Source organism: Pseudomonas sp. B21-051, from assembly GCF_024748795.1.
GTDB classification, from domain to species: Bacteria; Pseudomonadota; Gammaproteobacteria; order Pseudomonadales; family Pseudomonadaceae; genus Aquipseudomonas; species Aquipseudomonas putida_A.
Genome location: NZ_CP087166.1, coordinates 1,480,699 through 1,504,464 on the forward strand (window position 1 = coordinate 1,480,699; position 23,766 = coordinate 1,504,464).

28 protein-coding genes, 1 tRNA gene and 1 pseudogene are annotated in these 23,766 nt (G+C 60.1%); 12 read left to right on the forward strand and 18 right to left on the reverse strand.

The window, feature by feature from the left end; all coding sequences use genetic code 11:
* The first annotated feature begins 70 nt into the window (after positions 1 to 70).
* Both LOY52_RS06605 and LOY52_RS06610 read left to right on the forward strand, forming a co-directional pair.
* Positions 71 to 229 (forward strand): KGG domain-containing protein, encoded by a 159-nt coding sequence (locus tag LOY52_RS06605; protein WP_003222499.1) that lies wholly within the window; start codon positions 71 to 73, stop codon positions 227 to 229.
* Between the two features lie 75 nt (positions 230 to 304).
* On the forward strand, positions 305 to 808 hold the full coding sequence (locus LOY52_RS06610; protein WP_027614439.1) for a DUF4142 domain-containing protein: 504 nt from the start codon (positions 305 to 307) through the stop codon (positions 806 to 808).
* A 101-nt stretch (positions 809 to 909) separates the two neighbouring features.
* On the opposite strand, the gene LOY52_RS06615 is transcribed toward LOY52_RS06610, so the two are convergent.
* Positions 910 to 1,320: a low affinity iron permease family protein gene (locus tag LOY52_RS06615; RefSeq protein WP_047598058.1), complete on the reverse strand. Its 411-nt coding sequence runs from the start codon at positions 1,318 to 1,320 to the stop codon at positions 910 to 912.
* A 187-nt stretch (positions 1,321 to 1,507) separates the two neighbouring features.
* Here LOY52_RS06615 and tam point away from each other — a divergent pair, with 187 nt between their 5' ends.
* Complete coding sequence (gene tam, locus LOY52_RS06620; RefSeq protein WP_258678833.1) at positions 1,508 to 2,278, forward strand: trans-aconitate 2-methyltransferase; 771 nt, start codon at positions 1,508 to 1,510, stop codon at positions 2,276 to 2,278.
* A 126-nt stretch (positions 2,279 to 2,404) separates the two neighbouring features.
* Here the strand turns inward: tam and LOY52_RS06625 are convergent, their stop codons facing one another.
* The 8 genes and pseudogenes from LOY52_RS06625 to LOY52_RS27300 all read right to left on the reverse strand — a co-directional run.
* Entirely contained in the window at positions 2,405 to 3,133 is a 729-nt protein-coding gene (locus LOY52_RS06625) for a bifunctional 2-polyprenyl-6-hydroxyphenol methylase/3-demethylubiquinol 3-O-methyltransferase UbiG (protein WP_258678835.1), read from the reverse strand.
* Between the two features lie 156 nt (positions 3,134 to 3,289).
* A complete protein-coding gene (locus tag LOY52_RS06630) occupies positions 3,290 to 3,697 on the reverse strand; it encodes a type II toxin-antitoxin system HicB family antitoxin (protein WP_247267806.1) in 408 nt (135 codons plus the stop codon).
* Between the two features lie 36 nt (positions 3,698 to 3,733).
* Positions 3,734 to 3,913 carry a type II toxin-antitoxin system HicA family toxin gene (locus LOY52_RS06635; RefSeq protein WP_007963251.1) on the reverse strand — a complete coding sequence of 60 codons (180 nt, stop codon included), beginning with the start codon at positions 3,911 to 3,913 and terminating at the stop codon, positions 3,734 to 3,736.
* Positions 3,914 to 4,177: 264 nt separating this feature from the next.
* Positions 4,178 to 4,251, reverse strand: a tRNA-Gly gene (locus LOY52_RS06640).
* Positions 4,252 to 4,410: 159 nt separating this feature from the next.
* Positions 4,411 to 5,295: an alpha/beta fold hydrolase gene (locus LOY52_RS06645; protein WP_258678838.1), complete on the reverse strand. Its 885-nt coding sequence runs from the start codon at positions 5,293 to 5,295 to the stop codon at positions 4,411 to 4,413.
* Positions 5,296 to 5,611: 316 nt separating this feature from the next.
* A complete protein-coding gene (locus LOY52_RS06650) occupies positions 5,612 to 6,304 on the reverse strand; it encodes a pseudouridine synthase (RefSeq protein ID WP_258678840.1) in 693 nt (230 codons plus the stop codon).
* 33 nt (positions 6,305 to 6,337) lie between these two features.
* Complete coding sequence (locus tag LOY52_RS06655; protein ID WP_258678841.1) at positions 6,338 to 6,568, reverse strand: cysteine-rich CWC family protein; 231 nt, start codon at positions 6,566 to 6,568, stop codon at positions 6,338 to 6,340.
* Positions 6,561 to 6,683 (reverse strand): annotated as a pseudogene (locus tag LOY52_RS27300) (GGDEF domain-containing protein); the annotation flags it as partial. The gene LOY52_RS06655 and the pseudogene LOY52_RS27300, both read right to left, overlap by 8 nt.
* Before the next feature lie 259 nt (positions 6,684 to 6,942).
* Here LOY52_RS27300 and LOY52_RS06660 point away from each other — a divergent pair.
* Both LOY52_RS06660 and LOY52_RS06665 read left to right on the forward strand, forming a co-directional pair.
* Positions 6,943 to 7,215 carry a hypothetical protein gene (locus tag LOY52_RS06660; protein ID WP_258678843.1) on the forward strand — a complete coding sequence of 91 codons (273 nt, stop codon included), beginning with the start codon at positions 6,943 to 6,945 and terminating at the stop codon, positions 7,213 to 7,215.
* Positions 7,216 to 7,383: 168 nt separating this feature from the next.
* Positions 7,384 to 7,782, forward strand: coding sequence for a hypothetical protein (locus tag LOY52_RS06665; protein WP_007963255.1), 399 nt, complete (start codon positions 7,384 to 7,386; stop codon positions 7,780 to 7,782).
* A gap of 66 nt (positions 7,783 to 7,848) precedes the next feature.
* On the opposite strand, the gene LOY52_RS06670 is transcribed toward LOY52_RS06665, so the two are convergent.
* A complete protein-coding gene (locus LOY52_RS06670; protein WP_258678844.1) occupies positions 7,849 to 8,961 on the reverse strand; it encodes an enoyl-CoA hydratase/isomerase family protein in 1,113 nt (370 codons plus the stop codon).
* Between the two features lie 132 nt (positions 8,962 to 9,093).
* Here LOY52_RS06670 and ung point away from each other — a divergent pair, with 132 nt between their 5' ends.
* Positions 9,094 to 9,786 carry a uracil-DNA glycosylase gene (gene ung / locus LOY52_RS06675; RefSeq protein WP_202369438.1) on the forward strand — a complete coding sequence of 231 codons (693 nt, stop codon included), beginning with the start codon at positions 9,094 to 9,096 and terminating at the stop codon, positions 9,784 to 9,786.
* A gap of 127 nt (positions 9,787 to 9,913) precedes the next feature.
* On the opposite strand, the gene LOY52_RS06680 is transcribed toward ung, so the two are convergent.
* The 5 genes from LOY52_RS06680 to LOY52_RS06700 form a co-directional block, all read right to left on the reverse strand.
* A complete protein-coding gene (locus tag LOY52_RS06680) occupies positions 9,914 to 10,948 on the reverse strand; it encodes an AbrB family transcriptional regulator (protein ID WP_007963258.1) in 1,035 nt (344 codons plus the stop codon).
* Complete coding sequence (locus LOY52_RS06685) at positions 10,941 to 12,455, reverse strand: tripartite tricarboxylate transporter permease (RefSeq protein WP_258678845.1); 1,515 nt, start codon at positions 12,453 to 12,455, stop codon at positions 10,941 to 10,943. The genes LOY52_RS06680 and LOY52_RS06685 overlap by 8 nt, the downstream gene beginning before the upstream one ends.
* A 1-nt stretch (position 12,456) precedes the next feature.
* Positions 12,457 to 12,915, reverse strand: coding sequence for a tripartite tricarboxylate transporter TctB family protein (locus LOY52_RS06690; protein WP_134785621.1), 459 nt, complete (start codon positions 12,913 to 12,915; stop codon positions 12,457 to 12,459).
* A 58-nt stretch (positions 12,916 to 12,973) separates the two neighbouring features.
* A complete protein-coding gene (locus LOY52_RS06695) occupies positions 12,974 to 13,951 on the reverse strand; it encodes a tripartite tricarboxylate transporter substrate binding protein (protein WP_027614454.1) in 978 nt (325 codons plus the stop codon).
* Positions 13,952 to 14,045: 94 nt separating this feature from the next.
* Positions 14,046 to 15,338, reverse strand: a complete 1,293-nt coding sequence (locus tag LOY52_RS06700) for an OprD family porin (protein ID WP_258678849.1) — start codon at positions 15,336 to 15,338, stop codon at positions 14,046 to 14,048.
* Positions 15,339 to 15,574: 236 nt separating this feature from the next.
* Here LOY52_RS06700 and LOY52_RS06705 point away from each other — a divergent pair, with 236 nt between their 5' ends.
* Complete coding sequence (locus LOY52_RS06705; protein WP_003222545.1) at positions 15,575 to 16,246, forward strand: response regulator; 672 nt, start codon at positions 15,575 to 15,577, stop codon at positions 16,244 to 16,246.
* Positions 16,239 to 17,624 carry a sensor histidine kinase gene (locus LOY52_RS06710; protein WP_258678851.1) on the forward strand — a complete coding sequence of 462 codons (1,386 nt, stop codon included), beginning with the start codon at positions 16,239 to 16,241 and terminating at the stop codon, positions 17,622 to 17,624. Before LOY52_RS06705 ends, LOY52_RS06710 begins: the two co-directional genes overlap by 8 nt.
* A 152-nt stretch (positions 17,625 to 17,776) precedes the next feature.
* Here the strand turns inward: LOY52_RS06710 and LOY52_RS06715 are convergent, their stop codons facing one another.
* Together LOY52_RS06715 and LOY52_RS06720 are read right to left on the reverse strand one after the other, a co-directional pair.
* Complete coding sequence (locus LOY52_RS06715; protein WP_258678853.1) at positions 17,777 to 18,598, reverse strand: HDOD domain-containing protein; 822 nt, start codon at positions 18,596 to 18,598, stop codon at positions 17,777 to 17,779.
* Positions 18,599 to 18,633: 35 nt separating this feature from the next.
* The gene (locus LOY52_RS06720; RefSeq protein WP_258678854.1) at positions 18,634 to 19,575 is read right to left on the reverse strand and encodes a folate-binding protein YgfZ; all 942 of its coding nucleotides are present in this window, start codon (positions 19,573 to 19,575) and stop codon (positions 18,634 to 18,636) included.
* Positions 19,576 to 19,724: 149 nt separating this feature from the next.
* Between LOY52_RS06720 and LOY52_RS06725 the strand changes: the two genes are divergently transcribed.
* Positions 19,725 to 19,979, forward strand: a complete 255-nt coding sequence (locus LOY52_RS06725; RefSeq protein ID WP_003222550.1) for a succinate dehydrogenase assembly factor 2 — start codon at positions 19,725 to 19,727, stop codon at positions 19,977 to 19,979.
* Positions 19,963 to 20,415 (forward strand): protein YgfX, encoded by a 453-nt coding sequence (locus LOY52_RS06730; RefSeq protein WP_258678855.1) that lies wholly within the window; start codon positions 19,963 to 19,965, stop codon positions 20,413 to 20,415. The genes LOY52_RS06725 and LOY52_RS06730 overlap by 17 nt, the downstream gene beginning before the upstream one ends.
* On the opposite strand, the gene nadB is transcribed toward LOY52_RS06730, so the two are convergent.
* The gene (gene nadB / locus LOY52_RS06735) at positions 20,384 to 22,000 is read right to left on the reverse strand and encodes an L-aspartate oxidase (protein WP_258678857.1); all 1,617 of its coding nucleotides are present in this window, start codon (positions 21,998 to 22,000) and stop codon (positions 20,384 to 20,386) included. The genes LOY52_RS06730 and nadB overlap by 32 nt on opposite strands.
* Before the next feature lie 558 nt (positions 22,001 to 22,558).
* On the opposite strand from nadB, the gene rpoE reads away from it, so the two are divergent.
* Positions 22,559 to 23,140 (forward strand): RNA polymerase sigma factor RpoE, encoded by a 582-nt coding sequence (rpoE, locus tag LOY52_RS06740; RefSeq protein WP_003172477.1) that lies wholly within the window; start codon positions 22,559 to 22,561, stop codon positions 23,138 to 23,140.
* A gap of 30 nt (positions 23,141 to 23,170) precedes the next feature.
* On the forward strand, positions 23,171 to 23,758 hold the full coding sequence (locus LOY52_RS06745; protein ID WP_258678864.1) for a sigma-E factor negative regulatory protein: 588 nt from the start codon (positions 23,171 to 23,173) through the stop codon (positions 23,756 to 23,758).
* The last annotated feature ends 8 nt before the right edge of the window (positions 23,759 to 23,766 follow it).

Sequence of the window (23,766 nt, forward strand, 5' to 3'; positions counted from 1 at the left end):
GGCAGTCCGGCAATTCTCAATCTAGGCGGGCATCTGCTCGCCAACGATCAACACCAAGAGGAAGAGAATCATGCCTAATTCAAGAAACTCGAACTCGGGAAACTTCGCCAACGATCGAACCAAGGCGTCTGAAGCCGGTCGCAAAGGTGGGAAAACCACCACCACGACAGTCGACAAAGAGCCTGCGAAAACCGAAATGGGCCGCAAGCCAGCTCAGAAGTCGAAGTAGTCGGTGAGGTAGTTTTGATTGAGAGGCGGGGGCGCAAGCCCCCGCTTGAATTTGCAGAGATAGGAGGGCGCGACCATGAGCCGGATGGCCACCCAGATACGTCGTTTCAGTTTTGCCACACTGTTGGGATTGTTCGCGGGCACAGCATTCGCCCAGTCGCCTGCCGACTTCATCAACGATGCGTCCGCCAAAGGCATGGCCGACATTGAAGCCAGCCGGCTGGCGCACCAGAAATCCGAATCCAAAGAGGTCAAGGATTACACCATCGTCGTGATCAATGACCGCACCACGGCCAACCAGCATCTGGCGAAGATCGCGAAGAAACTCGATCTGCCGGTCGCACCCCGTGAAGAAATCGCCGACAAGGCCAAGACCATGATCCCTCAGGTCAAGGACGGTGAAACCTTCGACCAGGCCTACGCCGCGAGCCAGGTGAAGGCGACCGAAGAGGCCATCCAGCAGATCCAGCAGGAAGCGCAGTCGACCGACGTGCCGGAAATCAAGGCATTTGCCGACGAGACGCTGCCAAAACTGCAAAGCCATCTGGAAATGGCGCGGGCGCTGCAAGCCAGCCGCTGATACCACCTGCAAATCAAAAGATCGCAGCCTGCGGCAGCTCCTTACATAGAACGGTGTAGGAGCTGCCGCAGGCTGCGATCTTTTGCTTTGTTCAACTTTACTTAGCAGTCATTCAAATCCTGCTTCGGCTTGCTCTTCTCTCCCAGCCCCTCAAGGTTGAACACCTCGCTTTCCCCCAGGCTGCGGTAATGCTTGCGCAGCGCCTCGAGTTGTTTGAGATCCAGCGACTCCAGCCCGAGCATCGCGTTCTGCGCTTCCTTATTCACCCGCAACAACTCATCGAGCTTCAGATGCAGGATGTCGGTATCACGGTTCTGCGTGTTCTGAATCAGGAACACCATCAGAAAAGTGATGATCGTGGTCGAGGTATTGATGATCAGTTGCCAGGTGTCATTGAAATCAAAAATCGGCCCACTCAACCCCCACAGAAAAATCAGGATCAATGCGCCCATGAAGGTTTTCGGGCTACCGGCCCAGAGGGCCAGGGTCTGGGAGATTTTGGCGAATTTCATTGCGGTGTTCCTTATTGGGAGAGCTTGAAATTCAGACATCCGGGGCGTGATGAAAATTCTACTTACAAATGACTCCTGCCAATAATTGTGAAAGCGGAGACATCCCTTGCAATAAGCCTCTCTGGAACTGCGCGCAGCGCTGCCTGTATTGTGACGAACCGCAAGAATGTCCCGACAGGAGAACGCAATGAGTTGGTCCGCCAGACAATACGTCGCTTTCGAAGATGAACGCACCCGCCCGGCCCGTGATCTGCTGGCGGCGATTCCCATGGTTCAGGCGCGATCGGTGGTTGATATCGGTTGTGGCCCGGGTAACTCCACCGAACTGCTGGTGCAGCGTTTTGAGCAGGCGCAGGTCCGAGGGCTGGACAGCTCGGCGGACATGATTGACGCGGCGCGCAAGCGGCTGCCGCAGTTACAGTTCGAAGTCGCGCAAATCGATAGTTGGGCGGATCAAGGCCCGTTCGATGTGATCTTCGCCAATGCAGTGCTGCAATGGGTGCCGGATCACGCGACGTTGCTGCCGGCGTTGGCGGGTAAGCTTTCGGACGGTGGCAGTCTGGCGATCCAGATGCCGGACAACCTCAACGAGCCTTCCCATCGACTGATGCGCGAAGTCGCCGCCAATGGCCCATGGGCCGCGAAACTCGCCGGCGCCGCCGGGCAGCGCACCGACATGGCGAGTGCCAGCGAATACTTCTCGATGTTGCGTCCGCACTGTTCGCGGGTCGATGTGTGGCGTACTACCTATCACCATCAATTGTCAGGTGGAGCGGCGGGGGTGGTGGAGTGGTTCAAGGGCAGTGGCTTGATTCCGTTTTTGAATCCGCTGACTGAAGAGGAGCGGGCGCAATATCTGACGCAGTATCTGGCGGCGGTTGCCGAGGCTTATCCGGCGTTGTCGGATGGTTCGGTGCTGTTGCCGTTTCCTCGGCTGTTCATCGTCGCGACTCGGTAACGGCAAACACCAATTCTGTGGCGAGGGAGCTTGCTCCCGCTGGACTGCGAAGCAGGCCCAGGTTCTTCGGGGCGCTTCGCGTCCCAGCGGGAGCAAGCTCCCTCGCCACAATGTATATGCCGCGAGCTAGCGCTGCACCGCCACCAACATCATCATCGGCCGCTCCCGCTCTTCAGCCAGCGCTGGTTGCGCGGCCACCTCTGCATCGCTCGGGCCCCATTCGTTGACATGGCGAATGGCAAAGCCCGCCGCGATCAACGAATTCAACAGGGTGCCAATCGTGCGGTGCTGCTTGATCACCCCGTCGGCCAGCCAGTGGGTCACTCGCTCGCCTTCCATCTGATAACTGTCCAGCGGCCAGCGCTTGCGACCGTCGCTGTCGACCAGCCAGCCCGGATTGCGCGGTGCCATGAAGATCGGGTGCTCGATGGAGAACACAAAATGCGAGCCCGGTTTCAACGCCGCGTACAGACGAGCGAACAGCCCTGGCAGATCCTTGATGTAATGCAGCGCCAGTGAACTGTAGGCGAGATCGAAACTGCAGGCCGGCAAGTCGAGATGTTCAAGGTCGGTGCGTTCATAACTGATGTTCACCGCCGCAGTGGTTTCGCGCGCGCGCTCCAGCATCTTTTCCGAGACATCCAGCCCCAGCACATTGGCGGCGCCATGTTCACTGGCCCAACGGCTGAACCAGCCATAGCCGCAGCCGAGGTCGACCACATTCAAGTCGTGCATTGATGGCAGCAATGCCTTGAGCGCCGGCCACTCCGGCGCGGCATCGAGGCCACCGATGGAGCGGTTCATCTGGCTGTAACCCTGGAAAAACTCCGGGTCGTCGTAAATGTTTTGCGTCATGCGTGAGTTGCTCTTTTGAGTTTGGTCATCAGCGGCACGGCGGCCGCGCCATGGAGTCCCTCGAAAGTCAAAACGCGTATTCGTCGATGGCCGCGCATGGGGAGGGTTGTGGATGATGGGTGATGGGGAAATCCTGGCGGAGAGCCGGGTTTGCATTCAACCTTGCTGCAAGACCTTCAACGCTGCCGAAGCCAGAAACCCCGAACGACTTTTCTCTTCCGGGTGATGAAGCACATATTCATCAATGCGGTTGAGCAGATGGCCGGGCAGCGTGATGTTGAGTTTCTGCGCCTTGCCCAGGTATTTGGTAACGTCGATATCAACCACAGCCCAGGCACAACCGGCATACTGCGGGTTCACTACGTGCACGCCAAGCTTGCTGGCTGGCGGGATCGGCGAACCGTCCTCTGCCAGAATTTCGAAATGACCCTCAATGGCTTCGCGAGCCATTGCGACGGCATCATCCAGATCATCGCCGGCAGAAAAACAGCCGGGAATATCCGGCACTTCCACTCCCCAAGCGTGTTCTTCATCACCTATTGAAATTGCGATCGGGTAAAGCATGTTCGTGGTCCTCCTGGGCGCTGTTGGCGGAGTAAGTCAGAGCAGCGCCTGTTTCAAAATGCTGATGGCCGTTTTCTTTAGCAGGTCTTTCTTCGGGTGCGGCACCGTCACCAGTCCAGGCTTGATGGGATGTTTAAAGTGATGATGACTGCCTTTGACCCGCACCAGATACCAGCCGTCTGCGACGAGTTGACCGATTAAAAAGCGGCTATTCACCACACCTCCTTGTGGTGTGCTTGGTGGGTACTATAACTACTGATTTTTTTTGATCAACACCATAACCACCGAGCGGTCATCGTCTTTTAATTGGCTCGCTGGCAAGGTCCAGTCTAGGCTGGGCTTCGCGTTGGGATGATGGGTGTGTTGCAGGCCTTTACGGGGCAATGGGGACAAATCCCGGACACAAAAAAACCGGCCCTGTAGGCCGGTTTTTTCTGTTCCTGCATCCCCCGTGATAACACGACGTGGGACCTGATTGAGTGGAGCGGGTAGAGGGAATCGAACCCTCAACTAAAGCTTGGGAAGCTTTCGTTTTGCCACTAAACTATACCCGCTCAGAGCGGCTGACTTTGTACCAGAGTCGGGCGCAGATTTGAAGTTTTTCTTTTGCTCGCAGCGCGTTACAGCATTGAAAACGGTCATTCGCGGGCGAATCTGCAGGACAGTCCATGCTGGTTTTTCAGCCCCACAGACTCGCTCGCGACGACGCTTTTTCAAATGGCCAATGCATGGTGATCCTGGACGAACGCGTAACGCGTTCGGCTCGACTGCGTTGAGGGTTTCAGGAAACCAAGCAAGGCGTTCTGGCTATCGCGGCACGCAGCCTTGTGTTCCATGTCGAGGAAGTGGCCGGTGGCCTGCAGCGTGGTGAAGGTGCTGTGCGCCACGTGGTTGCCGAATATCCGGGCGTCTTTAGCGGCGGTGTATTCATCCCATTCGCCGTTGAGAAACAGCACCGGCACGTTGATCTTCTTCGCCGCATTCAAATAGCACTGGCGATCGCTGTGCAGCACGTCACTGATGTGGAAGTGCATCTGCCCGTATTCGTGCTCGGCCAGGCTGCTGACGTGGCGATAGTTGAAGCGCTTGAACAGTGACGGCAGGTGTTTGCCGATAGTGCTGTTGACCAGGTGCCCGACGCGATCGCCGTCGCGCTGGCCGAGGTAATCGACACCGCGCTCCAGGTAATCAAGCATGTGTGCGTTGATCACCGGCGAGAACGAGCTGATCACGGCTTTCTCGATACGCCGCGGCTGGTGTGACAGGGCAACCAGTGTCGCCGCACCACCCCAGGAAAACGACAGCACGTGTTCGGCGCCGAAGTGGTCGATCAGCTCCAGCAGGATCTGCCCTTCGACTTCCTTGGTCAGATGTTTCTCGTGACGGTTGTGGATTTTCGATTTGCCCGCGTAGGGCTGGTCGTAGCAAACCACGTTGAATTGCGGGTGCAGGTTTTTCACAGTCTGTGCAAACGACGCAGTCGTGGCCATCGAGCCGTTGACCAGGATGATGGTCTTTTCTGCGGCGTCTGCGCGATAGAACTCCGTGTAAACCCGATACTGACCCTGTATATCCAGCACAGCGATTTCTGGCCTCATGTCATAAGACTCCTGGCAAGCAAGCGGGTATGCGCGCAAATAGAGATTGCACGAGCTTTGTGACAGGTAGGCATACGCCTGGAATTTGCTTGGCCCATGTCGATCCATGACTGCGGTCGACGGGTGTTGTTATTGGCGGGCAGTCTGCCGGCTGAGGCGCAACCCAAGGGGCTGACGACCGGCAAAAAGTTTCTTGGATGTATGGTGTGACTAATCGGTCACAATTTGGCCGACGTCCTGATTCAAGCAGTGGGAGAGGGATCGCGCAAGTGCCGTTGGTAAATTGTTCGACAACTTCTGCTGAGCGGTCGCCGGCTTAGAACAAATGGATCTCTTCGGTGCGCAAAGCGCGGTACTCGCCCGGTTTTAGCGCGTTATCCAGCGACAGCGGGCCGATGGATTCGCGATGCAGGCGCAAGACTTTGTTGTTGAAGTGACCAAACATGCGCTTCACCTGATGGTAGCGACCCTCGACGATGCTCAGACGCGCCGCTCTTGGGCCGAGCACTTCGAGTTGCGCCGGTTGCGTGGTCAGGTTTTCGAAGGCGAAGTAGATGCCATCGGCAAATGTGAGCGCGTATTGCGGCCCGATCTCCTGTTCGGTCTCGACGTAATAGACCTTCGGCAGTTTGGTCTGCGGTTGGGTCAGGCGTCGCGACCAGCTGCCATCGTTGGTGATCAACATCAGTCCGGTGGTGTTGAAGTCGAGGCGACCGGCGATGTGCAGGTCGTCCTTGTCCGGTTCATCGATCAGGTCAAGCACCGTCGGGTGCTGCGGATCGCGAGTGGCGCTGACGCACCCCGGCGGCTTGTGCAGCATGAAGTAGCGTGCCGGTTTGCCGAGTTGCAGGACTTCTTCGTCGACTTCGACGCGGCTGAACTCCAGCACTTCGCTGTGCGGGTCGCTGACGACTTTTCCGTCGATCCGCACGCGCTTTTCCACCAGCAACAGGCGAACCTGCTGACGGTTATAGCGGGGCAGGTTGCTGAGGAAACGGTCGACGCGCATGGTCTGGAATCGGCGGATAAAGGGCCGCGTATCTTACGGGATCGGTCGCGCCGCTGCTTGCAGTTGCGCTTCGACCTGAGCGCAGCGCGGGCATAGGCAGGATTGATTGCGCAGTTCGGCCGGCAGGGCTTCGAGCACTGAGGGGTCGATGCTCACGCCAAAGCACCAGCAGGCCTGGTCGGCAGTGCGCGGGTCGGCCAGGGTGCAGTCGTTGCGCGCGCCACAGGCCGGGCAGAGGTCGGGTTTAGTGTCGGATTCAGGCATAGGACGAGTAAGGCATTTCCACGCAATTGCGGTTACGGCCAGTTTGTCTGGCCTGCTACTTCGCATGATCGGCCCGAGACAGCAGGGTATGCAAGGTGTCATCAGCATGTACGGTGATGGGCACCGATGTATTCCTGGACATTACGCAGGCTAACTGTGGGAGCGAGCCTGCTCGCGAAAGCGGTGGGTCAGCCAACGTAAATGTCGTCTGACACTCCTTCTTCGCGAGCAGGCTCGCTCCCACAGGGGGGCAGTGTGACTGACACCGCTGATCTGAAGCTTTTGCGCGCTCGGCACTTGCCCCGGAGCTGACAGTCAAAAACTGTGTCGGCTGCGCTGTCCTGCTGCGGCCGCAGGTCTTTCAGGAGGCCGTCATGATTACTTCCAAACGGTTGCGCCGGGTGCTGCTGGGAGCGGTGCTCGGCCTGGGTCTGTCCGGATGTTATTACTACGCCGGTCCTTACGATGCTTACCCTGCCACTTATTACTATCCAGGCTACTACTCGCCTTATTACTACGGCGGATATTACGGACCGCGTTACTACGGCGGTGCTCATTATTACTACGGCGGCTACGGCTATCGCGGCGGCTACGGACGCGGTTATCACAGCGGCGGCTCACGGTGGGCACCACTGATCGGCGGCTGAATGACAGTGTTTTCCAAATGAACAGGATTTCATCAATCACATGTTTCAACTTGTTACGGAAGCGCACCAGATTCGGAAAACGCTGTCAGATGTTTCGTCAGTCACCGAATAAACGACTGATGCCTGCCAGCGTCGCTGGTGCGGCTACCCGCGGTCCAGGAGGCCGCCATGTATCGACGAATTCTTCTACTTGCTGCGATGATGTTTTCCGTTGCCGGTTGCGCTCCCTACTCCTACGCAGACAGTTATTACAGCTCAGAGGTCTACACCTCACCCGCTCCGGCGTACTACAACACTGGCGGCACCTATTACAGCGGCGGCAGCACCTACTACTCGGCCCCGCGCTACTACCAGGCGGCCCCGCGTTACTACCAACCGGCTCCGCGTTACTACTCGGCGCCGCGTTACTACCAGCCAGCGCCACGCTACTACGAGAGCCGCCGCTGGCACGACAACGATCGCGGGCGCTGGGACGGGCACCGCGGTGGTGGTTGGGATCGTGACCGGGGTGGCCGTGATCATCACGGTAACCGGGGTGACCACGGCGGGCGAGGCGGTCGCTGGTAATCATCCGCAAACAAAAAAGCGGCGCATTGAGCGCCGCTTTTTTTGTGCCTGCGATTTGCCGGGCATTCAGTATTGCGTCAGATCCGCCAACGGATGCCGACCTTCCCAGACCTTGTGAAAATGCGCCTCGACCACCGCGTCCGGGACGTTATTGATGTCCGGCCAATGCCAGTGCGGTTTCTGATCCTTGTCGATCAGCCGTGCCCGCACCCCTTCGCTGAATTCCGGGTGCCGGCAGCAATTGAGGCTCAGGGTGTATTCCATCTGAAACACTTCGGCCAGCGACAGATAGCGGGCGCGGAGGATCTGTTCCCAGACCAGATGCGCGGTCAGCGGCGAGCCTTCGCTCATGGTTTTCGCGGCGCGAGCGAGCAGCGGATCACTGCTGTCGCGTTGCAGGCTGATGGCCTTCCAGGCGCAGGTGACGTCGCTGACGTCGAGCAGTTCATCGATCTGCTGGCGGCGCGGCAGCCATTGCGCCTCGGGCATCTGCCCGACGGCTTCCTGTTGCAGGGCCTTGAGCAGACTATTGAGTTGCATGTCGGTCTGTTCCTGCCAGTTGAGTTGCAGCAGGCCTTCGATCAGTTGCGGTTGCTGCTCTTCAAGCAGAAAGCGGTCGGCCAGATCCAGATCGATGGCATCACGACCGTTCATGTGCGCGCCGGTCAGTCCAAGAAACAAGCCGAGCTTGCCCGGCAACCGTGAGAGAAACCAACTGGCGCCGACGTCCGGATACAGACCGATGGTGATCTCCGGCATCGCCAGGCGACTGCTCGGCGTGACGATCCGCATGCTCGCGCCTTGCAACAGGCCCATGCCGCCGCCGAGCACGTAACCGTGGCCCCAGCAAATCAGCGGTTTGGGGTAGGTGTGCAGACTGTAGTCCAATCGATACTCGGCGGCGAAAAACTGCGCCGCCAGTGGCGGGACTTCACCGGGGTGGGCCCGGCAGGCCTCCACCAGACTGCGCACTTCGCCGCCGGCGCAGAACGCCTTGGCGCCATTGCCGCGCAGCAGCACGCAGACAATTTGTGGGTCCTTGGCCCAGGCGTTCAGTTTGTCGCTCAGCGCATTGATCATCGGCAAGGACAGCGCGTTGAGCGACTTTTCAGCATCCAGGCTGGCGATCCCGAGGCGGGCGCCGTCGGTGCCGGTGAGTTCTTCGAAGTGCAGATTCATCGTGACCTCGATCGGGAAATTGAGCGTTCAGTATGATCGCTGTGTGGGAAAGTGCCGGATCTGTGTCAGATCAATTGACAAGCGTGGTCGGCTTTCCTAGGGTTCGCCCCATTGTTTTTGCCGGGTATGACCATGACTGCTGACGACCGTATCAAACTCGAACCGAGCTGGAAGGAGGCACTGCGTGCTGAATTCGACCAGCCTTACATGGCAGAGTTGCGCAATTTTCTGCAGCAGGAGCGGGCGGCCGGCAAGGAAATCTACCCGCCGGGCCCGCTGATTTTCAACGCGCTGAATTCGACGCCGCTGGATAAAGTCAAAGTGGTGATTCTCGGCCAGGACCCGTATCACGGCCCGGGCCAGGCCCATGGCTTGTGCTTCTCGGTGCAACCGGGCGTGCCGGCGCCGCCGTCGCTGGTCAACATCTACAAAGAGTTGAAGCGCGACCTGAACATCGACATTCCCGACCACGGCTACCTGCAGAGCTGGGCCGATCAGGGCGTGTTGATGCTCAACACCACCATGACTGTCGAGCGCGCCAATGCCAACGCGCACAAGGATAAGGGCTGGCAGTTCTTCACCGACCGGATCATTGAGGTGGTCAGCGAACGGCAGCCGCATCTGGTGTTCATGCTGTGGGGTGCGCACGCGCAGAGTAAGCAGAAACTGATCGATGCGACCAAGCACCTGGTGCTGACGTCGGTGCATCCATCGCCGTTGTCGGCTTATCGTGGATTCCTCGGCTGCGGGCATTTCAGCCGGACCAACAAGTTTCTCGAGCAGAATGGTGAGGCGCCGATCGAGTGGCGTCTGCCGCCGGTTTGATGAGTTGAATGGGCGGGCCCCTTCGCGAGCAGGCTCGCTCCCACAGGTTCCTGTGGTTGCCACAGATTGTGTGAACACCTCAAAACCCTGTGGGAGCGAGCCTGCTCGCGAAAAGGGCGGCGCGGTATTACTCGGGATTACGGTTCCAATACTTGAACAACGGCTCTGCCAGAAACAGTACAAACAGCAGTCGCATCACCTGCATCGCCGTCACCAGCGGCACCGACAGTTGCAGGGTCTCCGCCGTCAGGCTCATCTCGGCAATGCCGCCCGGCATCATGCCCAATGTCAGCGAGCGCAGATCCAGATGGGTCAGTGCACTCAAACCCAAAGCCGCCAATGTCGCGATCAACATGGTCAGCGCCGTGCCGATCAGCGTACGACCCATGAATGACGGCGCGCGACGAAAGAACTGTCGATTGAAGTGACAGCCCAGCCCGCTGCCGATCAGCCACTGGCCGATCTGACTGCCACCGTCCGGCAGACCGATGTGCAAATCCCAGGCAATGCTCACCGTGGCACTGACCAGCAACGGTCCGAACAGCCACGGATTGGGTTGACGTAAACGCTGCCAGAGCCAGGCGAGCAGGGCGCCCGTAGGAAACAGAATCGCCAGCCAGCGCCAATCGACGTTGCCGGCGTGGGAAATCGGTGTGCCATCGCCCAGCAGATACTTGAACGCGGCCGGCACGCACAGCACCACCACCAGCACCCGCAGACTCTGCCCCGCCGCGACATGGCTGAGCAGCGCGCCATTGCGCGCGCCGAGGTTGACCATCTCCCCGGAGCCGCCGGGCATGCTTGAGAAAAACGCCGTGGCGCGATCTTCGCCAGTGCGGCGCATCAACCATACGCCGACCACCGCCGACAGGCTGGTGACCAGTGCGCCGAAGAAAATCAGGCCGAAGTGACTCAGCACCTGCTCCATCACCACCGGGGTGAAGTGCAGGCCGATGCCGATGCCGACAATCCATTGGCCGCATTTGCGCCCGCCGGGGATTTCCGTGAGTTGCCACGGGGTCAGGCAGCGCACGAGGATGATCGCCAGTAACGAGCCGACCATCCATGGCAGTGGCCAGCCGATCTGGCTGGCGATAAAACCGCCAAGCAGACCGACCAGCGGGGTCGCCCACCAGCTTCGGAGGGAAGACCGATCAGACATCGGCGATGGCGCGTTGCGCCGCCGAACGCTTGCGCCAGATGCGCAGCAGCGGCAGCAGCAACATGATTGCAGTCAGGATCCACACGCCGAAGGTGATCGGGCTCGACCAGAGGATTTCCAGCGCACCGTTGGAGATCGACAGCGCACGACGCAGGTTCTGCTCCATCAGCCCGCCGAGAATGAAGCCCAGCAGCACCGGCGACAACGGGAAATCCAGTTTGCGCAGGATGTAGCCGAAGATGCCGATGCCGACCATCAGGAACAGGTCGAAGGTGGTCGCATGCACGGCGTAGACGCCGATCCCGGTGATGATCGCGATCACCGGCACCAGTGCCCAGTTCGGCACGGCGAGGATGCGGGTGAAGATGCGGATCATCGGGATGTTGAGGATCACCAGCATGATGTTGGCGATGAACAGCGAAGCGATCAGGCCCCAGACGATGTCCGGTTGCTGTTGGAACAACAGCGGCCCCGGGGTGATGTTGTACAGCGACAGCGCGCCGATCATCACGGCGGTGGTGCCCGAACCGGGTACGCCGAGGGTCAGCATCGGCACCAGCGCGCCACACGCCGAAGCACCGATCGCGGTCTCCGGAGCAGCGAGGCCACGGGCGTCACCCTGACCGAATTTGCCGCCGGTACCGGCGATGCGTTTTTCGGTCATGTAGGCCACGGCACTGGCGAGCGTTGCGCCGGCACCCGGCAACACGCCCATGATGAAACCCAGCAGGCCGCAACGGATGTTCACCACGACCACCGACGCCGCTTCCTTGAAGTTGAACATCATGCGCCCGGTGGCTTTCACCGCTTCCTGGCCGCGATGGGTTTTTTCCAGCAGCAGGAGGATTTCACTGACCGAGAACAGACCCAGCACCAACACCACGAACTGAATGCCGTCGGTCAGGTGAATGTTGTCGCCGGTGAAGCGATAAACACCGCTGTTGGCGTCGATGCCGACGGTCGACAGAAACAGGCCGATCAGCGCCGCAATAAACGTCTTCAGCGGTCGATCGCCGGCCATGCCGCCGAGGCAGACAATCGCGAACACCATCAACACGAAGTATTCCGCCGGGCCGAAGGCAATCGCCCATTTCGCCAGCAGCGGGGCGAACAGCACCATGCCGCAGGTGGCGATGAACGCACCGATGAACGAACTCCATGCCGACAGCGACAGCGCCACACCGGCCAGACCCTGGCGCGCCATCGGATAACCGTCGAGGGTGGTCATCACGGTGGAGGCTTCGCCCGGAATGTTCAGCAGGATCGAGCTGATCCGCCCGCCGTATTCGCAGCCCAGATACACCGCCGCCAGCAGAATCAATGCCGACTCCGGCGGCAGGCCGAGGGCGAAGGCGATCGGAATCAGCAGGGCCACGCCATTGATCGGACCCAGGCCCGGCAACAGCCCGACCACGGTGCCGATCAGCGTGCCGGTCAGGGCCGTGACCAGGTTGTACGGGCTCAGCGCGACGCCGAAGCCCTGACCCAAATAACCGAGAGTATCCATATCAGTTCTCCAGAACGTCGAGCAGGCCCAGAGGCAGTGGAACGTCCATCAGACGGTCGAACAGCAGGTACAGACCGATGGCCATCAACGTTGTCACCACAATGCTCGGCAGCCAGCGACCGCCATACAGGCGCGCCATCGGAATGCCGATCAGGATGCTGCTGAGGATGAAGCCCAGCGGTTCGAACAGGCCGGCGAAGACCAGCAGCAACAGCACGCAGATGCCGATCTTGGTCAGGGTTTGGCGATCCAGCGGTGGCTCGTCTTCGCTGTGTTTGATCGGTGCCGGGCGGAACACCATGTACAGCAGCGCCAGGCCCATCAGGCCGAGCATCAGCAGGGGAAAGGCGCGCGGGCCGACCGGTTCGTAAGAAAAAGCCGCTTGATACGGCCACGCCATCAGCGCCAGGCCGACGCAGGCCAGCAATAGCACCGAGGCGAAAATGCGTTGTAAGAGCATGGGAAACTCCTGTGCCGAGGCCTCGATGCGCGAGGCCGCAGCCGCTAGACAGAGGCGATCACTGAATCAGGCCGAACTCTTTGGCCAGCACTTTGTAGTCCGCGACCTGCTTCTTCACGTAGGTGTCCAGCTCCGGGCCGGTCATGGCGAACGGAAACAGTTCACGCTGATCGCGCAGCTTGGCGAACTCATCGGAGGCCAGCAGTTTGTCGAAGGCGTCTTTCCACCAGGCGTAGTCTTCGTCGCTGACTTTTGGCCCAAGGTAGAAACCACGCACCACCGGCCAGACGATGTCGTAGCCCTGTTCGCGAGCGGTCGGGATGTCTTTCATTTCCGGCTCGTCGATGCGCTTGTCGGCGAACACCGCCAGCAGACGCATGTCACCGCTCTGGATGTGCGGCATGGAGTCGGAGATGTCGGTGCTGCCGACCTGGATGTGACCGCCGAGCAGCGCCGTGGCGATTTCGCCGCCGCCTTCTAGGGCGACGTAACGCAGGTCACGCGGGTTGATCCCGGCAGCCTTGGCGATCAGTGCGGTCTGCATCCAGTCCTGGCTGCCGACGGTGCCGCCGGAGCCGATGACCACGGAGCTCGGATCTTTCTTCAGGGCTTTGACCAGATCGTCGAGGGTCTTGTAAGGCGAGTCGCTTTTCACCGCGATGGCGCCATAGCTGGTGCCGACGGCGGCCAACCAGCGCACATTGGTTTCATCGAAACGGCCGAACTTGCCTTGCGCCAGGTTCAACAACGAACCGCTGGACCATGCCACCAGCGTACCGGCATCGGCCGGGCGCTGGGCGACGACCGCGTTGTACGCCACCGCGCCGACACCGCCGGGCATGTAGGTCACGCGCATCGGTTTGGTCAGCAGTTTTTCGTTGACCAGCGCGCTCTGCGCCAGTTTGCAGGTCAGGTCGAAACCACCGCCGGGGGAGGCCGGGGCGATGCATTCCGGACGTTTCGGTTCGGCCATCAATTGGCCGGCGAACAGCATGACGCCAGCGGCCAGAGCAACTTTACGCAGTGACAAATTCATTGGTTTCTCCACGGTTTCTTGTTGTAGGGCTTTTTTGTAGGAGCTGCCGCAGGCTGCGATCTTTTGAACTTCAGCACTCCGGCATTTCAATCAATTACCAAAGGGCAACGCTATAGCTCACCAGCAGACGCACTTCATCGGCATCGCGAGCGGAGTAGTTGGAACGGTAAGTGGCATTACGCAAACGCACCGCAACGTCCTTCAGGGCGCCGCTTTGTACTACATATTTGATCTCGGTGTTGCGCTCCCACTCCTTGCCTTTTTCGCCATTCTTGAGCTTGATGTTGTCACCGCTCAGGTAACGACTCATGAACGACAGGCCAGGAATGCCGAGGCGCGCGAAGTCGAAATCGTAACGCGCTTGCCAGGAGCGTTCTTCGGCACCGGCGAAGTCGTTGATCTGCACGAAGTTGACCAGGTACGGGTCGCTGCCATCGACATACGGGAACGCGCTGTCGCCGGACATGTGCTGATAACCGGCGCTGAACTTGTGGCCGCTCAGGGCGTAGCTGACCAGACCGTTGAGCGAGCGGTTGTCGATCTCGCCACCACGGGCCGCGCCCTGATCGTCACTGACCGCAAAGCGCAGGTCGGTGGCGAAGGTGCCCGGGCCCATCGGCCGCGAGGCGACCAGACCGAAGAAGTGCTGGTTATAGACTTCGTCGAGCTGGGCGAAGTGGTAACTGCCGGTGATCTTGTCGGTGAACTTGTAGTCCACGCCGGCAAAATCGAAATGCTTGCCGGCCACGGTGCCCGCGAAGCGGCTGTTCTTGTTGTTGAGGGCAATGTCCTCGAAATCGGTGCTGTCGCGATCCTTGGCTTTCTCCAGACGCCCACCGGTGAAGGTCAGGTTCTTGATTTCTTTGGAGGTCAGCAACCCCCCCTCAAACGTCTGCGGCAGGATGCGCCCGTCGTTGGGTTTGAGGATCGGCAGTTCGGGAATCAGACTGCCGATTTTCAGTTCGGTGGCGGAGATTTTCACTTTGCCGGTCAGGCCGACTTTCGAGTATTCGTTGGCGGCGCGCCCGTCATCGTGGGTCGGCAACAGGCCGGTGCCGGTACGATCCGGGCTCGAGTCAAGTTTGACGCCCAACATGCCCAGCGCATCGACACCGAACCCCACGGTGCCGTCGGTGTAACCCGATTGCAGGTTGAGCATGAAACCCTGCGCCCATTCATCACGCTTGCTTTGCTGGGCACTGGTGCCGTCGCGAAAGTCGCGGTTGAAGTACATGTTGCGGGTTTCGAAGGTGGCGGAACTGTCTTTGATGAAGTCGGCGTAGCTCAGCGGCGAGAAACCGGCGAGGGCAGCGGTGCTGGCGAGGGTGGCGTGGCGCAAACGAGAAGGACGAACAGGCGTAGAAGCCTTGGTCTGCAAGGACGGCATGCGGGTGTACTCCGTTTATTGTTCTTATTGGTCGAAAACGCTTCGAGGCGTTTTTCGTATCGCTGTGTGGCAGCAGCGACGGCAGTCGAAACTGTCCGAGACCGGACTCTAACGGGCTAACCTTTCACTAACCTTTCAGCTGGATTTCGCGGGTTTCGGGCTTCACAGCGGCGGTTGCGGCTGTAAACTCCGCGGCAAAGAGTGGCGTCGGCCATCCCTGAATGAGGTAGAGATCCATGCGTGTTCTGCTCGTCGAAGACCATTTGCAACTGGCCGAAAGCGTCGCCCAGGCGCTCAAGAGCACCGGTCTGACCGTGGACGTGTTGCACGATGGCGTGGCCGCCGACCTGGCGCTGGGCAGCGAGGAATACGCGATGGCGATCCTCGATGTCGGCCTGCCGCGCATGGACGGTTTCGAGGTGCTGGCGCGCCTGCGCGCACGCGGCAAGAATCTGCCGGTGTTGATGCTGACGGCGCGCAGCGATGTGAAGGACCGTGTACACGGCTTGAATCTCGGCGCTGACGATTACCTGGCCAAACCGTTCGAACTGACCGAGCTCGAAGCACGGGTCAAAGCCCTGTTGCGGCGCAGTGTGCTCGGTGGTGAGCGTCAGCAGCGCTGCGGCGTGCTGGCCTACGATCTCGACACCCGGCGCTTCAGCCTCGGCGAAGAATTACTCACTTTGACCTCCCGTGAGCAAGCGGTGCTCGAAGCGTTGATCGCCCGCCCGGGCCGGGTGATGAGCAAGGAGCAACTCGCCGCACAGGTGTTCGGTCTCGACGAAGAAGCCAGCCCCGATGCCATCGAAATCTACGTGCATCGCCTGCGCAAAAAACTCGACGGCCAACCGGTGGCGATCGTGACCTTCCGCGGCCTCGGCTACTTGCTGGAAAGCCGCGATGCATAAGCCCAGCAGCCTGCGCTGGCGGTTGCTGTGGAACCTCGCGTTGTTGCTGGTGGTGTTGATGCTCGCCAGTGGTCTGAGCGCGTACTGGAACGGGCGCGAAGCTGCCGACACGGCTTATGACCGAACCCTGCTGGCCTCGGCGCGAACCATTGCCGCCGGCCTGTCTCAGCGCGACGGCACGCTCAGCGCCGACGTGCCCTACGTGGCGCTGGACACCTTCGCTTACGACAGCGCCGGGCGGATTTACTACCAGGTCAACGACATCCACCAGAAGCTGATTTCCGGCTACGAAAACCTGCCTGGACCACCAGCCGGTACGCCAAGAACTGACGATTATCCAGCGCTCGCGCGCTTTTATAACGCGACCTATCGCGGGCAGAACGTGCGCGTGGTCAGCCTGCTCAAAGCGGTCACCGAGCCGAACATGAATGGCATGGCGGAAATCCGCGTCGCCGAAACCGACGAGGCGCGGGTCAGCATGGCCCGCAGTCTGGCGGCCGACACGCTGCTGCGTCTGGGCATGCTCGCGATCGGCGCCTTGTTGTTGGTGTGGTTTGCGGTGAGTGCCGCGCTGCGCCCGCTGGAGCGTTTGCGCACGGCGGTGGAGGAGCGTCAGCCCGATGATTTGCGGCCACTGCCGCTGGTGGAAGTGCAACATGAATTGTGGCCGCTGGTGCGCGCACTCAATCACTTCACCGAACGCTTGCGCGGGCAGTTCGAGCGGCAAGCGCAGTTCATCGCCGATGCTGCACACGAACTGCGCACGCCATTGGCGGCGTTGAAGGCGCGGCTGGAACTGGGGCTGCGTTCGACTGAAGCGGAAACCTGGCGCAGCACGCTGGAATCCTCTGCGCAAAGCACCGACCGGCTGACCCATCTGGCCAATCAACTGCTGTCGATGGCACGGGTGGAAAACGGTGCCCGGGCGATAGCCGAGGGTGGTGCGCAGTTGCTCGATCTGAGTCAGTTGGCCCGCGAACTGGGCATGGCCATGGCGCCCTTGGCCCATGCGCGCGGAGTCGCGCTGGCTCTGGAGGCGGATGAGCCGGTGTGGCTGCGCGGTGAGCCGACGTTGCTCAATGAGCTGCTGAGCAATCTGGTGGACAACGCACTCGCGCATACGCCACCGGGCGGCAACGTGATTCTGCGGGTCGCGGCGCCCGCAGTGCTTGAGGTCGAAGATGACGGGCCGGGGATTCCGCTGGAAGAGCGTGATCGGGTGTTTGAACGCTTTTATCGGCGCAATCAGCAGGTCGCGGGGTCAGGGTTGGGTCTGGCGATTGTCGGAGAGATCTGCCGGGCGCATCTGGCGCAGATCACCTTGCACGATGGTGAGCAGGCCGGTTTGAAGGTTCGGGTGAGTTTTATTGCCGGATAGCAGCCGAGATGGCTTTTGTGGCGAGGGAGCTTGCTCCCGCTCGGCTGCGCAGCAGTCGTGATCCCTGAGTGCACGGCTTGCCTGATGAAGGGAGGCCGCCTGGTTTTGGGGCCGCTTCGCAGCCCAGCGGGAGCAAGCTCCCTCGCCACAGGTCAGTAAAACATCGTCCGCGATTCTTCCAGATCCGCGCACAACTCCTTGTTCTCCGGATCGATCCCAAGCTTTCTGAACGCCGGCACGCTGAGCGGATCAATCCGCGCAAACGGATGCTCGGTGTCCTTGTGGCAATACAGGCTCGCCACCTGCACCAGATCGACGTAATCGAGGTGCGCCGAGTCGCGTTTGAAATCCAGGTACAGCCCCGGTAACGCCACCAGTTGCTCGGGAAATTCCCAGACCCGCAACAGCTTGTCGCCCAGCAGCGGATGAATGTGGTCGATCACATGGTTGAGGCTGACCGGGTCTGACAGCAGTTCGTAGTGATCTTCGGCGTATGTGAGGATCGGCAATACGCCGATCTGATGCACCAGCCCGCCCAACGCCGCCTGATCAGGTTTGAGTTGGGTGTGACGGCGGCACAGGGCGTAGCTTACGCCAGCGATCTCCAGGCTCTTGCGCCAGACTTCGCGCATCTTCTGTTCGACCACCTCGGAGCGGGCGTGGAAGATCTGCTCCATCACCAGCCCAATCGCCAGGTTACTGCTGTAGTTCACCCCCAGCCGGGTGATCGCGGTGTGCAGGTCGGTAACTTCCTGGGTCGCGCGCAGCAACGGGCTGTTAACCACTTTGATCAGGCGCGCCGACAGCGCCGTGTCGCGGCCAATCACTTTGCTCAGGTCGCTTACGCTGATCTCCGGGTCTTCGGCGGCCTTGCGAATTTGCAGGGCCACTTCCGGTAACGTTGGCAGAACCAGGTCATCGTTATCGATGGCCTCAACCAAATCCTGTTGGACCTTATCCGCCAGCTCGCTCATGTAGATTCTCTAGGGTGTTGCAACAAAAGCTGCGATCAGCGCTGGATTTCGCGGTCGCGATCCAGTTCGTAGGGCAGGTCGAGCAAATGCAGGGCTGGCCCTTCGAGGGCGCCCAGGTGCAGATCACCCGCTTCGGCAGCTTCGGCCTGCAACACCGCCAGCAGTTCAATCTTTTCTGCGGCGCGGGCGGCAATCACCACTTCGCCGATGGCGCTGCTGTGGCTTGGGGCGAACAGCGGGGTGCCCGGCTCCGGCAGTTCGCTCGCGTCCAGTTGCACGCGATAGAGACGACGCTTGAGCTTGCCCAAGTACTGCATGCGCGCGACGATTTCCTGGCCGGTGTAGCAACCTTTCTTGAAACTCACGCCACCGACGGCCTGCAGGTTGAGCATCTGCGGGATGAACAACTCGCGGGTGGTCGGCATGACCTGACCGATACCGGCGCGAATCTGCCCCAGCAGCCATTGGTTCAATTCGCCTTCAGGCAGGGCGGCGGACAGTTTGGCCTTGATGGCATCGGCTTGATCGGCCGGTACCCAGAGTTCGGCGCGATCCGGCGAGACGCGAATCGCGATCAGGCCTGCGTTGCGCACCACGCTGTCGGTTTCGCCTGGCAGGTTCAGACCCAGGCTGGCCAACGCGGCGTCGTCGTGCTCCAGGCCAAAACGCACCCAGGCGGCGCTTTCGTCGGTCAATTTGGATTTGGAGAACACCGCGTACTTTTTCAGGTCCGCCAGTTGTGGCTCCAGCAGTTCGCTGGCCATCGCCAGCAGCACGCCGTCACCTTCGAGCAGAATGCGGAAGCTCGACTGCATCCGGCCTTTTTGCGTGCAGCGCGCGCCCAGGCTGGCCTGGCTGTCGCTGAGGTAATTGATGTTGCAGGTCAATTGGCCTTGCAGGAATTTGCCGGCATCCACGCCGCGAACCGCGAGTACGCCTTCATGAGACAGGGTGCAGAAAAAAGCAGAATCGGCCATGGGTCATCGCAGGGTAAAAAGTCTGGGGCACATCATAAGGGCGCGTTGTTGAAATGGGTAGTTGATAAAGGATCGGTGGTGCCCGACCAAAGCCGACTGTGCGACCCGCGCCGGGGCTGTATACTGCGCGCCTATTTGAGGAGGGCTCCATGGTCGAACAAGTTGAACTCAATCGCCTCTTCTGGCACAGCCGCCGCGGCATGCTGGAACTTGACGTGCTGCTGGTGCCGTTCGTGAAAGAGGTCTATCCGCACCTCAACCAGGTCGATCGCGATTTGTATGTCCGTCTGCTGACCTGTGAGGATCAGGACATGTTCGGCTGGTTCATGGAGCGCAGCGAATCCGAAGACCCGGAGCTGCAGCGCATGGTCCGAATGATTCTGGACCGTGTTCAGCCCAAGTAACACGTTCGAATGCCGCTGGCATGCCTCACGGCAGTTGCTGGCGGCGTATCTGTTGACCCAGGCGTTCGCGCTGGGTGTTTTGTTTCTCCTGTCGATTCCACTCTGGGCCTGTCTGCTGGGGGCTTTCGCCTGTCTGCTGCACGCCGCGTGGGTATTGCCACGGCAGGTTCTGCTGAAGCATCCGCAGGCTTTTTGCCGATTGCGCCGCGACGCCGATGGCTGGCAATTGTGGAATCAGGCGGGCGGCTGGCAAGCAGTCCAGCTGCGCCCTGACAGCCTGGCGTTGCCGTTGATCGTGGTGCTGCGCTTTCGTCTGCGCGGGGAGCGGCGGGTGCGCTCGATCTGTGTGCCGCGAGACTCGCAGGCAGCGGATGTACACCGACGCCTGCGAGTGCGGCTCAAGTTCAGCCGGCGTAGGTGGGCGGCACCAGAATAGTGTCGAGCGCCTCGGGCAGCAGGTTCGGGTAGTCGAGGGTGTAATGCAGACCGCGACTTTCCTTGCGCTCCATGGCTGAGCAGATCATCAGTTCGGCGACTTGCGCCAGATTACGCAGCTCGATCAGGTCGCGGCTGACTTTATAGTTGCTGTAGAACTCGTCGATCTCGTCCAGCAACAGGCGCACGCGGTGCTGCGCTCGTTGCAGGCGCTTGTTGGTGCGCACGATGCCGACGTAGTCCCACATGAAGCGGCGCAGCTCGTCCCAGTTGTGGGCGATGATCACGTCTTCGTCGGAATCGGTGACCTGGCTGGCGTCCCACTCGGGCAGGGCGGTTGGCGCGGTGACGTCATCCAGTTGCGCAAGAATGTCCGCTGCCGCCGAGCGGGCATAGACGAAGCATTCGAGCAGCGAGTTGCTGGCCATGCGGTTGGCGCCGTGCAGGCCGGTGAAGCTGGTTTCGCCGATGGCGTACAGCCCCGGCACGTCGGTGCGACCGTGCTGGTCAACCATCACCCCGCCACAGGTGTAGTGCGCCGCCGGTACGACCGGGATCGGCTGCTTGGTGATGTCGATGCCGAAGCCCAGACAGCGCTCGTAAACCGTCGGAAAGTGGCTTTTGATGAAGGCTTCAGGCTTGTGGCTGATGTCGAGATACACGCAGTCGACGCCCAGCCGCTTCATTTCATGGTCGATGGCGCGGGCGACGATGTCGCGTGGCGCCAGTTCGGCACGTTTGTCGAAGCGCGGCATGAACCGCTCGCCGTTGGGCAGCTTCAGGTGCGCGCCTTCACCACGCAGGGCTTCTGTGATCAGGAAGCTCTTGGCCTGCGGGTGATACAGGCACGTAGGGTGGAACTGGTTGAATTCCAGGTTCGCCACCCGGCAGCCCGAGCGCCAGGCCATGGCGATGCCGTCACCGCAGGCACCGTCGGGGTTGCTGGTATAGAGGTAGACCTTGGCCGCGCCGCCAGACGCGAGGATCACGAAGCGTGCGCCGTAGGTGTCGACTTCGCCGGTCGCGCGATTCAGCACATAGGCGCCGAGGCAGCGCTCGCCATTCATGCCGAGACGGCGTTCGGTGATCAGATCAACGGCAACTCGCTGCTCCAGCAGTTCGATGTTGCTGCGTTCTTTGGCTTGGGCGAGGAGGGTGGTGAAAATCGCTGCGCCGGTCGCGTCAGCGGCGTGGATGATGCGCCGATGGCTGTGCCCGCCTTCGCGGGTCAGGTGGAATTCGAAACCGCCGTCTTCGGTGCCGGACTGTTCGTCGCGGGTGAACGGCACGCCCTGGTCGATCAGCCACTGGATGGCTTCGCGGCTGTGCTCGACGGTGAAGCGCACCGCGTCTTCATGGCACAGACCGCCGCCGGCGTTCAGGGTGTCGTCGACGTGGGATTCGACAGTATCGGTATCGTCCAGCACGGCAGCGACGCCGCCCTGGGCCCAATAAGTCGAGCCGTTGGCCAGATCACCTTTGCTCAATACGGCAATGCGCAAATGACCCGGCAGGGTCAGCGCGAGACTCAAACCGGCAGCGCCGCTGCCAATCACCAGAACATCGTGTTGAAACTGTTGGCTCATTTCAGGATTCCGCTCAAAGCGACCCGGATCGGGGTTGGCGCAAGACAGCTGGATCGGCGAGTCAAGACAGCCACACAGCCCACTAGTATATAGAGGGGGGGAGCGGCACAATAGCCGGGCTCGTATGGCATTGTGAAACTACTGTGACGACAAAAGCTTGACGCCTCGTCGGACGTTTTTTTCTGTCGTTTTGGGAAAAGGCGACTGTATCGAGGATGAAACAGGCTTTTTCAGCACACGGTTGATCAATGTCGCTTCAGCGCGGCTATAAATAATTGGAACTTTTGCCAGAGGCCCAAGATCAATAGTCAGTTGCCAGAAGCACGGGACAGTGTCGGCTTCAATGCGGAACCTGCGATTGGGTTTTTGCCGGCGAACCGATGACAAGATTATTCGCGCAGCCGGTTTATCCCGCGCTGCGTTTTTCGTGCGTGCCAAATCAGAGCCCGCAGGAAACTTGCCTGGAGGGGGAGAACTTTTGCGAAAAGCCCGAGTCTATGTTTGCAAGTCTGGTCGTTTAGTTATGCAAGCCTCCTCCATGCTTATCGAGGAGTGTTCATGCTAACCCAGGAAGAGGATCAGCAGCTGGTCGAGCGCGTTCAGCGTGGCGACAAGCGAGCTTTCGATCTGCTGGTGCTGAAATATCAGCACAAAATTCTCGGGTTGATCGTGCGTTTCGTGCACGACACCCATGAAGCCCAGGATGTGGCTCAGGAAGCCTTTATCAAGGCCTACCGAGCGCTAGGAAACTTTCGCGGAGACAGCGCGTTCTATACGTGGCTTTACCGCATTGCCATCAACACGGCAAAGAACTATCTGGTTTCACGCGGCCGCCGGCCGCCGGATAGCGATGTAAGTTCTGAAGATGCAGAGTTCTACGATGGCGATCACGGCCTGAAGGATCTCGAATCACCGGAACGCGCATTGCTGCGGGATGAGATCGAAGGCACCGTCCATCGAACCATTCAGCAACTGCCAGAGGATTTACGTACGGCTTTAACTTTACGTGAATTCGATGGTCTGAGTTACGAGGACATTGCGAGCGTCATGCAGTGTCCGGTGGGTACCGTGCGCTCCCGGATTTTCCGCGCCCGGGAGGCCATCGATAAAGCCCTGCAGCCGTTGTTGCAGGAAAACTGAGACAGCGGCGACAGCCAAGAGAGGAACGCCATGAGTCGTGAAGCCCTGCAGGAATCGCTGTCCGCAGTGATGGATAACGAAGCGGACGAACTGGAATTGCGTCGAGTGATCAATGCACTGGACGATGTTGAAACCCGTGAGACCTGGGCTCGTTATCAGATCGCTCGGGCAGCCATGCACAAGGATCTGCTGCTTCCGCGTCTGGACATTGCTGCGGCAGTTTCTGCTGCGCTGGAAGACGAAACGGCTCCAGCCAAAGTATCCCGCGGCCCTTGGCGCAATCTCGGTCGTCTGGCCGTTGCGGCTTCGGTGACCGTTGCAGTACTGGCCGGTGTGCGCCTGTACAACCAGGACGAAATCGCTGGCGTCGAGCTGGCCCAGCAGTCCAATCAGCCTTCGCTGGTTGCGCCGCAGGTCAAAGGCCCGGCTGTATTGGCTGGCTACAAGGAAAGCTCGGAAACCACTGGCCCGATGGCCAATGGCGTCCTGCAGGGTCAGCCAGGCTGGCACGATCAGCGTCTGCCAGGTTATCTGCGTCAGCATGCCCAGCAGGCTGCATTGAAAGGTAGTGAAAGCGCTCTGCCTTATGCGCGTGCAGCAAGCATGGAAAACCGTTAAGGAGGATC

Excerpts from the sequence above, each read along its gene's own strand:
- LOY52_RS06605 (WP_003222499.1), top strand. The coding sequence starts at position 71 with ATGCCTAATTCAAGAAACTCGAACTCGGGAAACTTCGCCAACGATCGA.
- LOY52_RS06610 (WP_027614439.1), top strand. The coding sequence starts at position 305 with ATGAGCCGGATGGCCACCCAGATACGTCGTTTCAGTTTTGCCACACTG.
- LOY52_RS06615 (WP_047598058.1), bottom strand. The coding sequence starts at position 1,320 with ATGAAATTCGCCAAAATCTCCCAGACCCTGGCCCTCTGGGCCGGTAGC.
- tam (WP_258678833.1), top strand. The coding sequence starts at position 1,508 with ATGAGTTGGTCCGCCAGACAATACGTCGCTTTCGAAGATGAACGCACC.
- LOY52_RS06625 (WP_258678835.1), bottom strand. The coding sequence starts at position 3,133 with ATGACGCAAAACATTTACGACGACCCGGAGTTTTTCCAGGGTTACAGC.
- LOY52_RS06630 (WP_247267806.1), bottom strand. The coding sequence starts at position 3,697 with ATGCTTTACCCGATCGCAATTTCAATAGGTGATGAAGAACACGCTTGG.
- LOY52_RS06645 (WP_258678838.1), bottom strand. The coding sequence starts at position 5,295 with ATGAGGCCAGAAATCGCTGTGCTGGATATACAGGGTCAGTATCGGGTT.
- LOY52_RS06650 (WP_258678840.1), bottom strand. The coding sequence starts at position 6,304 with ATGCGCGTCGACCGTTTCCTCAGCAACCTGCCCCGCTATAACCGTCAG.
- LOY52_RS06655 (WP_258678841.1), bottom strand. The coding sequence starts at position 6,568 with ATGCCTGAATCCGACACTAAACCCGACCTCTGCCCGGCCTGTGGCGCG.
- LOY52_RS06660 (WP_258678843.1), top strand. The coding sequence starts at position 6,943 with ATGATTACTTCCAAACGGTTGCGCCGGGTGCTGCTGGGAGCGGTGCTC.
- LOY52_RS06665 (WP_007963255.1), top strand. The coding sequence starts at position 7,384 with ATGTATCGACGAATTCTTCTACTTGCTGCGATGATGTTTTCCGTTGCC.
- LOY52_RS06670 (WP_258678844.1), bottom strand. The coding sequence starts at position 8,961 with ATGAATCTGCACTTCGAAGAACTCACCGGCACCGACGGCGCCCGCCTC.
- ung (WP_202369438.1), top strand. The coding sequence starts at position 9,094 with ATGACTGCTGACGACCGTATCAAACTCGAACCGAGCTGGAAGGAGGCA.
- LOY52_RS06680 (WP_007963258.1), bottom strand. The coding sequence starts at position 10,948 with ATGTCTGATCGGTCTTCCCTCCGAAGCTGGTGGGCGACCCCGCTGGTC.
- LOY52_RS06685 (WP_258678845.1), bottom strand. The coding sequence starts at position 12,455 with ATGGATACTCTCGGTTATTTGGGTCAGGGCTTCGGCGTCGCGCTGAGC.
- LOY52_RS06690 (WP_134785621.1), bottom strand. The coding sequence starts at position 12,915 with ATGCTCTTACAACGCATTTTCGCCTCGGTGCTATTGCTGGCCTGCGTC.
- LOY52_RS06695 (WP_027614454.1), bottom strand. The coding sequence starts at position 13,951 with ATGAATTTGTCACTGCGTAAAGTTGCTCTGGCCGCTGGCGTCATGCTG.
- LOY52_RS06700 (WP_258678849.1), bottom strand. The coding sequence starts at position 15,338 with ATGCCGTCCTTGCAGACCAAGGCTTCTACGCCTGTTCGTCCTTCTCGT.
- LOY52_RS06705 (WP_003222545.1), top strand. The coding sequence starts at position 15,575 with ATGCGTGTTCTGCTCGTCGAAGACCATTTGCAACTGGCCGAAAGCGTC.
- LOY52_RS06710 (WP_258678851.1), top strand. The coding sequence starts at position 16,239 with ATGCATAAGCCCAGCAGCCTGCGCTGGCGGTTGCTGTGGAACCTCGCG.
- LOY52_RS06715 (WP_258678853.1), bottom strand. The coding sequence starts at position 18,598 with ATGAGCGAGCTGGCGGATAAGGTCCAACAGGATTTGGTTGAGGCCATC.
- LOY52_RS06720 (WP_258678854.1), bottom strand. The coding sequence starts at position 19,575 with ATGGCCGATTCTGCTTTTTTCTGCACCCTGTCTCATGAAGGCGTACTC.
- LOY52_RS06725 (WP_003222550.1), top strand. The coding sequence starts at position 19,725 with ATGGTCGAACAAGTTGAACTCAATCGCCTCTTCTGGCACAGCCGCCGC.
- nadB (WP_258678857.1), bottom strand. The coding sequence starts at position 22,000 with ATGAGCCAACAGTTTCAACACGATGTTCTGGTGATTGGCAGCGGCGCT.
- rpoE (WP_003172477.1), top strand. The coding sequence starts at position 22,559 with ATGCTAACCCAGGAAGAGGATCAGCAGCTGGTCGAGCGCGTTCAGCGT.
- LOY52_RS06745 (WP_258678864.1), top strand. The coding sequence starts at position 23,171 with ATGAGTCGTGAAGCCCTGCAGGAATCGCTGTCCGCAGTGATGGATAAC.